Annotated in this window: 11 protein-coding genes; 3 read left to right on the plus strand and 8 right to left on the minus strand. The window is 70.4% G+C overall.

Annotated features, from left to right (window positions below; translation table 11 throughout):
- The first annotated feature begins 39 nt into the window (after positions 1 to 39).
- Positions 40 to 417, plus strand: a complete 378-nt coding sequence (locus OG247_RS35555; protein ID WP_327257749.1) for a DUF4440 domain-containing protein — start codon at positions 40 to 42, stop codon at positions 415 to 417.
- A gap of 101 nt (positions 418 to 518) precedes the next feature.
- Here the strand turns inward: OG247_RS35555 and OG247_RS35560 are convergent, their stop codons facing one another.
- The 7 genes from OG247_RS35560 to OG247_RS35590 all read right to left on the minus strand — a co-directional run bounded on the left by OG247_RS35560 (position 519) and on the right by OG247_RS35590 (position 8,308).
- A complete protein-coding gene (locus tag OG247_RS35560) occupies positions 519 to 1,661 on the minus strand; it encodes an agmatine deiminase family protein (protein ID WP_327256072.1) in 1,143 nt (380 codons plus the stop codon).
- An 81-nt stretch (positions 1,662 to 1,742) separates the two neighbouring features.
- Positions 1,743 to 2,600 carry an ABC transporter ATP-binding protein gene (locus OG247_RS35565; RefSeq protein WP_327256073.1) on the minus strand — a complete coding sequence of 286 codons (858 nt, stop codon included), beginning with the start codon at positions 2,598 to 2,600 and terminating at the stop codon, positions 1,743 to 1,745.
- Entirely contained in the window at positions 2,597 to 3,631 is a 1,035-nt protein-coding gene (locus OG247_RS35570; RefSeq protein ID WP_327256074.1) for an ABC transporter ATP-binding protein, read from the minus strand. Before OG247_RS35570 ends, OG247_RS35565 begins: the two co-directional genes overlap by 4 nt.
- Positions 3,628 to 4,482: an ABC transporter permease gene (locus OG247_RS35575; protein ID WP_327256075.1), complete on the minus strand. Its 855-nt coding sequence runs from the start codon at positions 4,480 to 4,482 to the stop codon at positions 3,628 to 3,630. Before OG247_RS35575 ends, OG247_RS35570 begins: the two co-directional genes overlap by 4 nt.
- Positions 4,479 to 5,438 carry an ABC transporter permease gene (locus OG247_RS35580; protein ID WP_327256076.1) on the minus strand — a complete coding sequence of 320 codons (960 nt, stop codon included), beginning with the start codon at positions 5,436 to 5,438 and terminating at the stop codon, positions 4,479 to 4,481. The genes OG247_RS35575 and OG247_RS35580 overlap by 4 nt, the downstream gene beginning before the upstream one ends.
- Entirely contained in the window at positions 5,435 to 7,174 is a 1,740-nt protein-coding gene (locus tag OG247_RS35585) for an ABC transporter substrate-binding protein (RefSeq protein WP_327256077.1), read from the minus strand. The genes OG247_RS35580 and OG247_RS35585 overlap by 4 nt, the downstream gene beginning before the upstream one ends.
- 120 nt (positions 7,175 to 7,294) lie before the next feature.
- Positions 7,295 to 8,308, minus strand: coding sequence for an agmatine deiminase family protein (locus OG247_RS35590; RefSeq protein ID WP_327256078.1), 1,014 nt, complete (start codon positions 8,306 to 8,308; stop codon positions 7,295 to 7,297).
- A 253-nt stretch (positions 8,309 to 8,561) separates the two neighbouring features.
- Here OG247_RS35590 and OG247_RS35595 point away from each other — a divergent pair, with 253 nt between their 5' ends.
- Together OG247_RS35595 and OG247_RS35600 are read left to right on the plus strand one after the other, a co-directional pair.
- Entirely contained in the window at positions 8,562 to 9,134 is a 573-nt protein-coding gene (locus OG247_RS35595) for a TetR/AcrR family transcriptional regulator (protein WP_327256079.1), read from the plus strand.
- A gap of 165 nt (positions 9,135 to 9,299) precedes the next feature.
- On the plus strand, positions 9,300 to 10,520 hold the full coding sequence (locus OG247_RS35600) for an RNA-guided endonuclease InsQ/TnpB family protein (protein WP_327256080.1): 1,221 nt from the start codon (positions 9,300 to 9,302) through the stop codon (positions 10,518 to 10,520).
- Positions 10,521 to 10,592: 72 nt separating this feature from the next.
- Here the strand turns inward: OG247_RS35600 and OG247_RS35605 are convergent, their stop codons facing one another.
- Positions 10,593 to 12,272 carry an urease subunit alpha gene (locus OG247_RS35605; RefSeq protein WP_327257750.1) on the minus strand — a complete coding sequence of 560 codons (1,680 nt, stop codon included), beginning with the start codon at positions 12,270 to 12,272 and terminating at the stop codon, positions 10,593 to 10,595.
- Positions 12,273 to 12,299: the final 27 nt, after the last annotated feature.

Consider the following 12,299-nt stretch of genomic DNA (forward strand, 5'->3'; position numbering starts at 1 on the left):
GTACGCGTGTCCGAAGTCAAGGCCGAGCTGGACCGGTTGATGAGCATCTTCCTCGGGGCGTTCACCAACGCCGGGGGCGGGCGGCCGGATCTGGGCGCCGTCCGTGAGGTGTTCATCCCGCAGGGGATGATCATCAAGAACGTCGGCGCCGAGCCCGTGATCTACGACCTCGACGGCTTCATCGAGCCGCGGGAGAAGATCCTCACCGACGGGACGCTGACGGAGTTCCGCGAATGGGAGGTCGCCGAGCGGACCGAGGTCTTCGGCTCGGTCGCGCACCGGTTCAGCGAGTACCGCAAGTCCGGGTACCTCGACGGAACGTGGTTCGAGGGCACGGGCCACAAGACCACCCAGTACGTCCGGACGCCCGAGGGCTGGCGGATGAGCGCGATGGCCTGGGACGACGTCGCCCCGTAGGCCAGTGGGGGGCAATAGGGCAGCAGGGCAGCAGGGCCGCGGCCCCGCAGACCGATCCGGTCCCCCGCGGGCAGCGGGGGACCGGACGGGTGGGCGAGCGGTTACGCGACCGGCTGCTGCTGGGTCACGCAGTGGATGCCGCCACCGCCCGCGCCGAGGCTGTCGATGTTGAGCTGCACGACGACCCGGCCGGGGAACAGCCGCTGGAGGGTGGCCTTGGCCGCGGTGTCGGCCCTGGTGTCGCCGAACTGCGCGGAGATGACCGCGCCGTTGCACACGTAGTAGTTGGCGTAGGAGCCCACGAAGTCGGGGTTCGTGGACCGGATCTTGTCGTAGTCGGGGCCCTGGAGCTTGGTGACCGCGATGGGGCGGCCCTGGGCGTCGGTGGCGGTGGACAGGATCTGGTACTGCTCGCGCGCGTCCTTCGCCCAGATGTCGTTGTCGCTCGCGAGCGGCATCTGCACCAGGGCCTTGCCGTCCTCGAGGAACCGGGACGTGGCGTCGACGTGGTCGTCGGTGATGTCCTGGCCGGAGATGCCCTTGAACCAGATGACCTTGGACGCGCCGTAGGCGGCGCACATGGCCGCTTCCAGCTGCGCCTGGCTCATGTTGGGGTTGCGGTTGGAGTTGATGAGGGAACTGCGCGTCGCCATGAGCGTGCCGGCGCCGTCCGTCTCCACCGAGCCGCCCTCGCCGACGAACCCGGTGGTGCTGAACGCGACCCCGGCATAGGCCGCGACGCGGCCGGCCACCAGGGTGTCCCTGGCGTGGGTCTGCTTGTTGCCCCAGCCGTTGAAGTTGGTGCCGATCGCGTCCAGGCCGCCCGCCCCGTTGGTACGGAACACCGGGCCGCTGTCACGGAACCAGCAGTCGTCGACGGGGATTGTGCTGATGACGGTCACCGCCGACCCGCAGGCGCTCTTGGCCTTCGAGACGCTCGCGGGGTTGGCGCACATCACGACCGGCTCGTACTTCGCGATGGTCTTCGCGATGAGCCCTATGTTCGCCTGGACACCCGAGAGCTTGTTGCCCCAGATGGCGGAGCTGTCCGGCCACGCCATCCAGGTCCGGGTGTGCCGGACGGTCTCACACGGTACGACGAAGCCCCCGGCGGCCGCGGCCGCCGGGCGGACGGCCGCGAAGGCCTGCCCGCCGACCGATGCCAGGGCGGCTCCGGCGGCGGTGAGGCCCGCCGCCGCCAGGAAACCCCGTCTGTCCAGCGGCCGTACGACGTGCTCGTTCATCTCTGATCTCCGATCAGTCATGCGCGAATGCGTGCAGTGGTGAACCGATGGGCCGTGGGCGCCGCCGCGCCCACGGCCCCCTCACAGGGCGCGACGCGCGGCGGCGATGCTCCTCGGGTCCCACCCCGGACGGGGTACGGATTCCAGGAGCAGGCGCGTGTAGGGGTGTTGGGGGTCGGCGAGTACCCGCGCCGTCGGGCCCGACTCGACGATCCGGCCGCTCCGCATGACGATCACGTCATCGGTCACGCAGCGCACGACTCCGAGGTCATGGGTGATGAAGAGGTAGCCGATGCCGGTCTGTTCGCGGATGTCGAAGAGCAGGTTCAGGATCTGCGCCTGCACCGAGACGTCCAGGGCGGCCACCGCCTCGTCGAGGACGAGGACGGCCGGCTCGACCGCCAGCGCGCGGGCGATCGCGACGCGCTGGCGCTGTCCTCCCGACAGCTGCCGGGGCAGCGCGTCCGCCTCGCGGGAGCCGAGGCCGACCTGGTCGAGCAGTTCGGTGATCCGGCGCGTGTGGTCGGTGCCGGGAAAGTGCAGGGCGAGGGTCTCCCGCAGGGCCGCGCCCACGGTGGTGCGCGGGTCCAGGGACAGGAAGGGGTCCTGGAAGACCATCTGGACCTCACGGGCCCGTGCGAGGCGGCGCGCCTTGCCGCGCGCGTGCTCGCCCCGGTCGCGGCCGTGGATCAGCACCCGGCCCTCGTCCGCGTATTCCAGGCCCACGACGATGCGGGCCGTGGTCGTCTTGCCCGAACCGGACTCGCCGACGATGCCCAGGGAGCCGCCCTCGGCCAGCCGGAACGACACGTCGTCCACGGCCCGGACGCTCCCGTAGGTCCGGTGCAGGCCCAGGGCCTCCAGGACGGTCTTCCTCGTGCCGGTCGTGCCGGTCGTGCCCGCTGCGGTGTCGGCGCTCGTGCCAGTGGGGTTTCTCATGGGTGGAGTTCCTTCCGTTCCGTCCCCGCCCGTTCCGGCTCCCGGTCCCGCTCCTGCTCCTGCTCGGCGATCAGCTCGCCGTGGTGGCAGGAGGCGAGCCGGTGCGGCTGCCCGGCGACCGGGAGCAAGGCCGGCGCCTCACGCGTGCACACGTCGGTCGCGAGCGCGCAGCGCGCGGCGAAGGGGCATCCGCTCAGTTCCTCCCGCAGGCTCGGCGGCCGGCCCTCGATCGCGGCGAGCCGCCCGCGGGGCGCGTCCAGGCGCGGGGTGGAGTTCAGCAGGGCCGCCGTGTACGGGTGGCGGGGCCGGTCGAACAGCTCGGCGGCCGGGCCCGTTTCCACGATCCGGCCCGCGTACATCACGTACACCCGGTCGCTGATCGCGGCGGCGAGGCCGAGGTCGTGCGTGACGAACAGCAGCCCCGTTCCGAAGCGTTCGCGCAGATCGCCGAGGAGACCGATCACCTCGGCCTGCGTGGTGACGTCCAGTGCCGTGGTGGGTTCGTCGGCGAGGATCAGGGCCGGATCGCCCATCAGCGCCGCGGCGATCACGACCCGTTGCAGCATGCCCCCGGACATCTGCCCGGGGTACTTGCGCAGGGCGCCCGCCGTGAGGCCGACGGCCTCCAGCATCGCCACGGCCCGGTCCTCGGCGACCGCCTTGGTCGCCCCGGCGTTCAGCCGCAGGCTCTCGGTGAGGAAGTCTCCGACGCGGCGCATCGGATTGACCGCCGCCCGGGGGTCCTGGAAGATCATGGCCGCCGTGCTGGTGCGCAGCACCTTCAACCGTCCCGGAGACATGGTGAGTACGTCGTCTCCGGCCACCCGGACCTCGCCCTCCGTCCGGGCCCCCTCGGGGAGCAGCCGCAGCACGCTGCGCGAGGTCAGGCTCTTGCCCGAACCGGACTCGCCGACCAGGGCCACGGTCTCCCGGGGGCCGACGGTGAGCCCGACGCCGTCGAGGACGGGCCGTACGGTGCCCGGCAGGTGCAGCCGCAGGCCCTCGATCTCAAGGGTGTTCAGCGCGGTCATCGGGCTCTCCTTGCGACCTTGTCGGCCCAGGCCTCGCCGACGACGTTGAAGGCGACCACAGTCAGCACGATGGCCGCACACGGCACGATCGACGCGAGCGGGTAGCCGGCCTGGATGGCGGCGTTGCCGTCGAAGACCATGCGGCCCCAGTCGGGGGTCAGGGCCGGTACGCCCAGCCCGAGGAAGGCGAGGCCGGCCAGGTCGATCAGGGCGTAGCCGAAGTTGATCGCGGACTGCGCGAGGACGACGGGCATGACGGCGGGGACCACGTGGCGCAGGCAGATCTGCGTCCCCGAGTGTCCTTGCACCCGGTACGCCTCCACGTAGGGGCGGGCGCGCTCGGCCAGGACGAGGGAACGGGTCAGCCGGCTGACGTAGGGCAGGTAGGCGATCGCCAGGGCGATGACGGGGGCGAGCAGGCCCTCGCCGTAGACCGACACGATCAGGATCGCCAGCAGCATGCCGGGGAAGGTGAAGACCAGCTCGGTGCTGCGGGAGAGCACCGAGTCCAGCCAGCCGCCCCGCCAGGCGGCGGCGGTGCCGATCGCCACGCCGGCCACGGTGGAGAAGGTGACCACGCCGAGCGGGCCGAGGAGCGAGGTGCGGGCGCCCAGGACCAGCCGGGAGAAAGTGTCGCGCCCGGAGGCGTCGACGCCCAGGAGGTGATCGGCCGAAGGGCCCGCGAGGGCGTTCCCCAGGTCGACGGCGTTGGGATCGTAGGGCGCGATCCAGGGGGCGAACACCGCGACGAGGACGACGAGGGCGACGAAGCCCGTACAGAACAGGGAGAGGGGGGCGCGGGAGGTCCGGAGCCGGGCGAGGCCCGGCCGGCGCACCAGGACGGAGCTCACGAGGCCTTCTTCGCGGGGCTGAGGGTGACCCGGGGATCGACCAGCGGATGCAGCAGGTCGACGACGAGGTTCACCGTCATGAACAGCGCGACCATGATGAGGGAGATGGCCTGCACGGTGGGGAAGTCCTTGGTGGTGGTGGACAGTTCGAGGAGCTGGCCGATGCCGCCCACACTGAACGCCGACTCCACCAGGATGGTGCAGACCAGCAGTGTGGAGACGATGAGCCCGCCGGTGGTGAGCACGGTGCCCAGTGCGTTGCGGAAGACGTGCCGCCGGATGACCTGGCTCGCGGACACGCCCCGGCTGCGGGCGACCGTGACGTGCTCCTGGCCGAGGACTTCGAGCATCGCGGCCCGGGTGACCCGGGCGAGCATGCCGATCAGGTAGAGCGCCAGGGCGATGGCGGGCAGGGTCAGGTGCCACAGCATCTGCCCGAACCCGTCGCCGGCCCCGCCGGTGGGGAACCAGCCCAGCTTGACCGCGAACAGGCCCTGTAGCAGGACCGCCGCGACGAACGAGGGGGTGCCGATGGCGACGGTGGTCGTCACCAGGATCGCGGAGTCGGCGGCCCCGCCGCGGACGGCGCCGATCCAGCCCAGGAGCAGCCCGAACACGAGGACCAGTACGAGCGCCATCGAGATCAGCATCAGGGTGTTGGGCAGCCGGTCCGCGAGGAGCCGCGACACGTCGGTGCGGTACGTGATCGAGCGGCCGAAGTCCCCTTGCAGCACCTGGCCGAGCCAGTTCAGGTAGCGCACCGCGAAGGGGTCGTCCAGGTGGTAGTGCTCGTTGATCGCCTGCAGTGCCTCCGGGGAGGCCGAGCGGCCGCCCAGGAGGAAGCTCGCCGGGTTGCCCGGAGCCAGGTACAGAGCGCCGAAGATCACGAAAGAGGCGCCGAGCAGGGTGGCGGCCATCTCGGCCAGCCGCCGTACGGCGAAGCGCAGGAAAGTCATCGCGCGGCCGCCCCGACGCCGGCGGCCCACGGGGAGTAGAGGTAGGAGATGGTGGTCGGGGCGCCGGTGATCCGCTTGTTCAGGAAGACCGCGGTCGGCCACTCGGCGACCGGGATCCACAGGACCTGGTCGGAGGCCTTCCTCTGGAGTTCGGCGGCCGCCGAGAAGCGCTTGGCCGGGTCGTACGCGGAGCGGGCCTTGTCGGTCAGCGCGTCGTAGGACTCGTCGCTGTAGCCGGCGTAGTTCTGGTAGGCCCCGGTCTGGAAGTTGCTCAGCAGGTCCATCGGGTCGGTGATGGAGTCGTAGTACGTCTCCGGGAACATGTCGATGCCCTCGCGCGCCGCGGGGTCGGTGAACAGCGCGGTGAACGCGTTCGGGGCGATGGTCTTCAGCTCGATCTTCAGGCCGATCCTGGTGCCGGCGTCCTGGACCGCGGTGGCCAGCACCGAGACGTCCTGGCCGATCGAGCTGGTGGCCATGGTCAGCGTCTTGCCGGTGGCGCCGGCCTCCTCGACCATCCGCTTGGCCGCCTCGATGTTCTGCTCGGGGGAGGGCAGGTTGTCGAAGGCGGACGCGCGGACCGCGGCGGGGGCGCCGGCCCAGACCGCCTTGGTCGTGAGCGAGCTGGTGACCGTGCCCGCGCCGCCCAGGCCCGCCTTGACGAAGCCGCGGCGGTCCAAGGCCAGGGACAGGGCCCGGCGGACGCGGACGTCGCCGAGCGCGCCCTTCATGCTCGTGACGTTGACGTTGACGGTGCTGAGGCCCTCGCCGAAGTAGAGCGTGCCGGCGCCGCTCGCGCGCAGCCGGTCGTAGCTCTCGGTGGGGATCAGGTAGCCGCCGTCGGCCTCGCCGCTCAGCAGGGCGTTCGTCCGGGCGTTGGGGTCGGTGAGGAAGGTGAAGACGGCCTTCGCGGACTTGGCCTTGGCGCCCCAGTAGCCGTCGAAGCGCTGGAGCTCGATCGACTGGCCCTTGTTCCAGGTGCCGAGCTTGAAGGGGCCGGTGCAGTCCAGGCTGCCGGTGGTGCCGTAGTCCTCGCCCGCCTTCTCCACCCCGGCCTTGGAGGACACGGCGCCGGCCGCGGTCGCCATGTACTGGGGGAACTGCGAGTCGGGCTGCTTCAGCTTGACCGTCACCTGGAGCGGGCCGGTCTTGGTGATCGCCTCGACGTTGGAGAAGTTGCTGTTCCAGGCGGCCCCGTTCTGCGGGTCCATCTGACGGCCCAGGCTGTGGACCACGTCGTCGGCGGTCATCGTGCCGCCGTCGTGGAAGCGCACGCCCGCGCGCAGGTCGTAGACCCAGGTCAGGTCATTGGGGTTGGTGGCCTTCTCGGCAAGCCCCGGAGCCGTCGTGAGCTGCGGGGTCCACCGCATCAGGCTTTCGCAGACGTTCGACAGGATCGTGTTCGCCGGGTAGTCGAAGGCCGAGATGTAGTCCAGCGTCGGCGGTTCCGCGTACACGGCCCAGGTGAACGAGTCGAGCTCACCCGCGGCGGCGGGGGTGCCGGCGGACAGCTTGAAGGACGCGCCCTTCTGGCTCCCGTCCCCCTTGGGCGGGCCGGAACAGGCGGCGACCAGGCCGATGGCGGCCAGTGCGGCGACGGGCAGTGCGTACCGGCGGGCGGCGGCGGGGCGGACGGCGGCGGGGCGGACGGCGGACGGGCGACCGGTGGAGCCGTCGCCGTCCGGGGCGTGACCGGAGGACCTGGCGGCTCTGGACCAGGGAAGGGATCTGGGCATCGGTGCTCTCTCTTCCATGCGGGGCGGGGAGGTACGGGCAGGCGGCGAGCGGGGCGAGGAGGGAGGCTCGGGGCTCGGGAACGGGCCGCCGGCCCGGGCACGGCGAAGGGGGCGAGCCGGTCAGGCGGTGCGGTCGGCCGCGGGGATCTGCTGGGTGATGCAGTGCACGCCGCCACCGCCGTACGCGATCACGCGCGAGCGGACTCCGACGACCTTGCGGCCGGGCAGGGCGGCCGCGATGACGGCGAGCGCGCCCTCGTCCTCGGAGGTGCCGGCGACCGGGACGACGACTCCGCCGTTGGCGATGTAGAAGTTCAGGTAGCCGACCTCGGTCTCCTTGCCGTCGACCTCGACGAGGTTGCTCTGCGGCAGGTCGATGATCGTGAAGGGGCGGCCGGCTGCGTCGGTGGACCCTTCCAGGACGGCGCGGTTGACGCGCATGCGCTCGTAGTCGGGGTGGGCCGGGTCGCTCGGGAGCTGGACGACGACGGTGGCGGGGGCGACGAAGGCGCAGACGCCGTCGACGTGCCCGTCGGTCTCGGTGTCCAGCAGGCCGCCGTACGGCAGCCAGATCACCTTGGTGACACCGAGGCGGGCGATCAGCTCGGCCTCGATCTCCTGCTTGGTCATGTCCGGGTTGCGGTTCGGGTGCAGCAGGCACTGCTCGGTGGTGATCAGCGTGCCTTCGCCGTCGACCGTGATCGCGCCGCCTTCGAGGATCATCGGGGAGTCGACGCGGTCCACGCCCAGGTGCGCCAGCAGGGCCGCGGCGATCTTGTCGTCGGTGTCGTAAGGGAAGTGCTTGCCGCCCCAGGCGTTGAAGCGGAAGTCCACGCCCGCCCGCCGGCCGTCCTCACCGAGCACGAAGATCGGCCCGGAATCCCGGAACCAGGAGTCGTCCAGCGGGAGCTCGATGACCTCGACCCCCTCACCGCACAGGGCACGGGCCTCGTCGCCGCTGCCGGGCAGGGTGACCATGGTGACCGGCTCGAAGGCGGCGATCGCGTTGGCAACGTGGGCGTACTCGACCTTCACCTCGTCGAAGACGTCGCCCCACAGCTCCTGCCGGGTCGGCCACGCCATCAGACAGCCCTCGTGGTCCGTCCACTCGGCCGGCATGCGGAAACTCGTCATGATCTACTCCTGTTTGAAAATTCAGTCAGTGTTCGTAAGGGGTGCCCGCATCCTCCACCGAACTGAAAATTCAGTCAATGGTTCTGGCCAAGCTGATGCGGAATCGGTCACACCGCGTATCGGACGGGGTGTGGAGAAGGTCTGAGGGGCGCCTGAATCGGCATGATCACGGAGTTAATGCCGGAAACGGGCGCCTGATGTTACGGTCAGGAAAAGCCCCAGGTGACGGACTCGACGGGTAGAGTGACCCCTCGTGTCAGACCGTCGAACGGAAATACTCAGAGCAGCCACGCGAGTGATCGCGCGGCGCGGCGTGCGCGGACTCCGCGTGGGGGAGCTGGCCGCCGAAGCAGGCGTGTCCACCTCGCTGATCTACTACCACTTCACCGACCGCGCCGGGATCCTGCGCCGCACGCTGGAGTTCATCAGTGACCGCGCCGATCGCTACACCGCCGAACGCGAGGACGGCTCGGACGATCCGGAGAGCCCCCCGGACGAGCTGAAGCGGACCCTGCTCCTCGAACTCCAGGAAACCCCCGAGGTGCGGGAGAACAGCACCGCCTGGGGCGAGCTGAGGGCCAGCGCCGTGTTCGATCCCGACCTGCGCGAGGACGTGGCCAAGGCCACGCACAGCTGGGTCCACGAGATCTCCTACCTCCTCGCCCAGGCCCGCCCCACCGGCACGGCCCCCGAGCACGCGGCCGCCGCCGAACGCCTGACGGCCCTCCTCGAAGGCCTCAGCGTCCGCTGGCTGAGCGGCTCGCTGCCCCTGGACCACGCACGCCGGCTCCTCGCCGACGCGATCGACGGGGAACTGTCCGCCTGAAGCCGCCGGTCGCGGGTCGGAGGCCGCAGGGGCTCCGGTCATGGGCAGGCGGCCCCAGGGGCTCCGGTCGTGGGACCAAGTGGGTGTGGAGGACGAATGTGCAGTGGCGACCAGTACGGATGTTCTGATATTCAGCCATAAACCGGCCGTAGTACGGTCGTTTTCATGCAGCTCAGGTACTCCTTCCGGATGTACCCGAACGGTCCGCAGCGCTCGGCGCTGGCCAGGGCGTTCGGGTGCTCGCGGGTGGTCTACAACGATGCACTTCGCGCTCGTGAGACCGCCCGCTCCGAGGGTGCACCGTTCCCGAAGGCCGGGGACCTGTCGAAGCTTCTGATCACCGAGGCGAAGAAGACCGAGGCGCGGGCCTGGCTCGGGGAGGTGTCCGCCGTCGTGCTCCAGCAATCCCTTCGGGACCTCGACACCGCATACCGCAACTTCTTCGACGGCCTCAAGGGCAAGCGCCCCAAGATGGGTGCGCCCCGGTTCAAGTCCCGCAAGGACAACCGACACGCCATGCGGTTCACCGCGAACGCCCGCTGGAAGATCACGACCGGCGGTGACCTGTCGTTGCCGAAGATCGGCGATGTCCGGGTGAAGTGGTCCCGCACGCTGCCGTCCAACCCGTCCACGGTGACGGTGATCAAGGATGCCGCCGGGCGGTACTTCTGCTCGTTCGTGGTCGAGACCGGCGCGGATGAGACTCTGCCCGAGTCGGCCGGACAGGTCGGAATCGACCTGGGGCTGACGCACTTCGCGACCCTTTCGGACGGCACGAAGATCGACAGCCCGCGCTTTCTGCGTCGGGCGGAGAAGAAGCTGAAGCGGGAACAGCGCCGTCTGTCCCGCAAGCTGAAGGGCTCCAACAACCGGACGAAGGCCCGTATCAAGGTCGCCCGCGTTCACGCGCAGGCCGCCGACGCGCGGCGCGAGTTCCACCACCAGCTCTCCACGAAGCTGATCCGCGAAAACCAAGCGGTCGCAGTGGAAGACCTGGCGGTCAAGGGAATCGCCCGCACGCGCATGGCCAAGTCCGTCCACGACGCCGGGTGGTCGGCGTTCGTGACGATGCTGGAGTACAAGGCCGCCCGGTACGGGCGTACCTTCGTACGCATCGGGCGCTTCGAGCCGACCTCGCAGGTGTGCTCGCAGTGCGGCGTCAAGGACGGCCCCAAGCCCCTCAACGTCCGCATCTGGCAGTGCCAAGCGTGCAGCGCGTGGCTGGACCGGGACATCAATGCGGCGGTCAACGTCGCCAAGGCCGCAGGACTTGCGGTATCAGCCTGTCGAGCGCGGGTAAGACCGGGACCTGTCCCGGCACAGCGCGAAGAAGCAGGAACCCACCGAGACGGTCAGCCGACCGTGGTAGGAATCCTCTCCCTTTAGGGAGGGGATCGGAAGTCAAGACAAGGTGTTCTGCATGCTCGACTTCCGCCCGGACGCCCCGGCGGACACGGCTCAGAGGAAGTACAGCCGGCCGAGCGAGATGGAGTCGGCCGGCTCCGAGACCAGCGGCTCCCCGTCGAGGGACACCAGGCCCGTGCCGGGATGCACGTCGACGCTGCCGGTACGGCTGTTGCGGAGCATGTGCTTCGGCCCGATGCCCCGGGTCCCGCGGACCGCCACCCGGCGGCGCCGGGTGGGCATCATGTCGCCGTTCTGGACGGCCGCTTCCGCGACGAACGCCACTGAGATATCGGCCGCGGTGGCCCCGTACGCGCCGAACTGCGGCCCGAGTACCAGGGGTTCGCAGCGGTCGGTCGACGCGTTGGGGTCGCCGGTGACCCCGTACGCGGGGAAGCCGCCCTTCAGGACCAGTTGGGGCTTGGCGCCGAAGTACTCCGGCCACCACATCACGAGGTCCGCGAGCTTGCCGACCTCGATGGAGCCGACCTCGTGCGCGAGGCCGTGGGCGATGGCCGGGTTGATGGTCAGCTTGGCCATGTAGCGCAGCACGCGCTCGTTGTCGTCGCCGCTCTCCGCCGTGCCGTAGGAGCCCTCGCCGTCCAGCGGGCCGAGCTCGGCCTTCATCTTCCCGGCCATGGCGAAGGTGCGGCGTACGGTCTCGCCCGCGCGGCCCATTCCCTGGGCGTCGGAGGAGGTGATCCCGATGACCCCGAGGTCGTGCAGGAGGTCCTCGGCCCCCATCGTCCCGGCGCGGATCCGGTCGCGGGCCATGGCGGCGTCGCCGGGCAGGTCGACCTTCAGGTCGTGAGCCGAGACGATCATGCCGAAGTGTTCGCCCAGCGCGTCCCGGCCGAAGGGCAGGGTCGGGTTCGTGGAGGAGCCGATGACGTTCTCCACGCCGGCCATCTTCAGGACGTTGGGGACGTGGCCGCCGCCGCAGCCCTCGATGTGGAAGGCGTGGATGGTCCGGCCGTCCAGCACCCGCAGGGTGTCCTCGACGGAGAGGCACTCGTTCAATCCGTCGGTGTGCAGGGCGACTTGTACGTCGTGCTCCTCCGCGACGCGCAGGGCGGTGTCCAGGGCGCGGGTGTGCGCGCCCATGTCCTCGTGGACCTTGAACCCGGAGGCCCCGCCTTCGGCCAGGGCCTCGATCAGCGGGGCCGGGTCCGAGGAGGAACCGCGGGCCAGGAAGCCGATGTTGACGGGCCAGGCGTCGAAGGCGTTGAAGGCGTGCTTCAGCGCCCAGGGCGAGTTGACCCCGACCGCCCACACCGGGCCGAACTCCTGGCCGATGATCGTGGTGACCCCGGACGCCAGGGACGCCTCCATGATCCGGGGGGAGAGCAGGTGGACGTGGGTGTCGACGGCGCCTGCCGTGACGATCATGCCCTCGCCGGAGACGATGGTCGTCCCCGTGCCGACCACGACCTCGACCCCGTCGAGGGTGTCGGGGTTGCCGGCCCTGCCTATGGCGTGGATGCGGCCTTCGCGGATGCCGATGCTGGTCTTGCGGATGCCGAGGACGGCGTCGATGACCAGGGCGTTGCTGATGACGATGTCGCAGGTGTCGCGGACGGCGGCGGCCTTCAGGTGCAGCCCGTCGCGGGCCGTCTTGCCGAAGCCGGCCAGGAACTCGTCCCCGGGCTTCTGCGAGTCGGACTCGACGCGGACGATGAGCCCGGAGTCGCCGAGCCGGATCCGGTCGCCCGCCCGGGGGCCGTGGACGGCCATGTAGTCGTGCGGGTCGGTGCTGTCCGC

This window comes from Streptomyces sp. NBC_01244, from assembly GCF_035987325.1.
Classification (GTDB): domain Bacteria; phylum Actinomycetota; class Actinomycetes; order Streptomycetales; family Streptomycetaceae; genus Streptomyces.

Bases quoted from the DNA above. Each gene is read 5' to 3' on its own strand.
- OG247_RS35555 (WP_327257749.1), top strand. From the start codon at position 40: ATGAGCATCTTCCTCGGGGCGTTCACCAACGCCGGGGGCGGGCGGCCG.
- OG247_RS35560 (WP_327256072.1), bottom strand. From the start codon at position 1,661: ATGAACGAGCACGTCGTACGGCCGCTGGACAGACGGGGTTTCCTGGCG.
- OG247_RS35565 (WP_327256073.1), bottom strand. From the start codon at position 2,600: ATGAGAAACCCCACTGGCACGAGCGCCGACACCGCAGCGGGCACGACC.
- OG247_RS35570 (WP_327256074.1), bottom strand. From the start codon at position 3,631: ATGACCGCGCTGAACACCCTTGAGATCGAGGGCCTGCGGCTGCACCTG.
- OG247_RS35580 (WP_327256076.1), bottom strand. From the start codon at position 5,438: ATGACTTTCCTGCGCTTCGCCGTACGGCGGCTGGCCGAGATGGCCGCC.
- OG247_RS35585 (WP_327256077.1), bottom strand. From the start codon at position 7,174: ATGCCCAGATCCCTTCCCTGGTCCAGAGCCGCCAGGTCCTCCGGTCAC.
- OG247_RS35590 (WP_327256078.1), bottom strand. From the start codon at position 8,308: ATGACGAGTTTCCGCATGCCGGCCGAGTGGACGGACCACGAGGGCTGT.
- OG247_RS35600 (WP_327256080.1), top strand. From the start codon at position 9,300: ATGCAGCTCAGGTACTCCTTCCGGATGTACCCGAACGGTCCGCAGCGC.
- OG247_RS35605 (WP_327257750.1), bottom strand. From the start codon at position 12,272: ATGGCCGTCCACGGCCCCCGGGCGGGCGACCGGATCCGGCTCGGCGAC.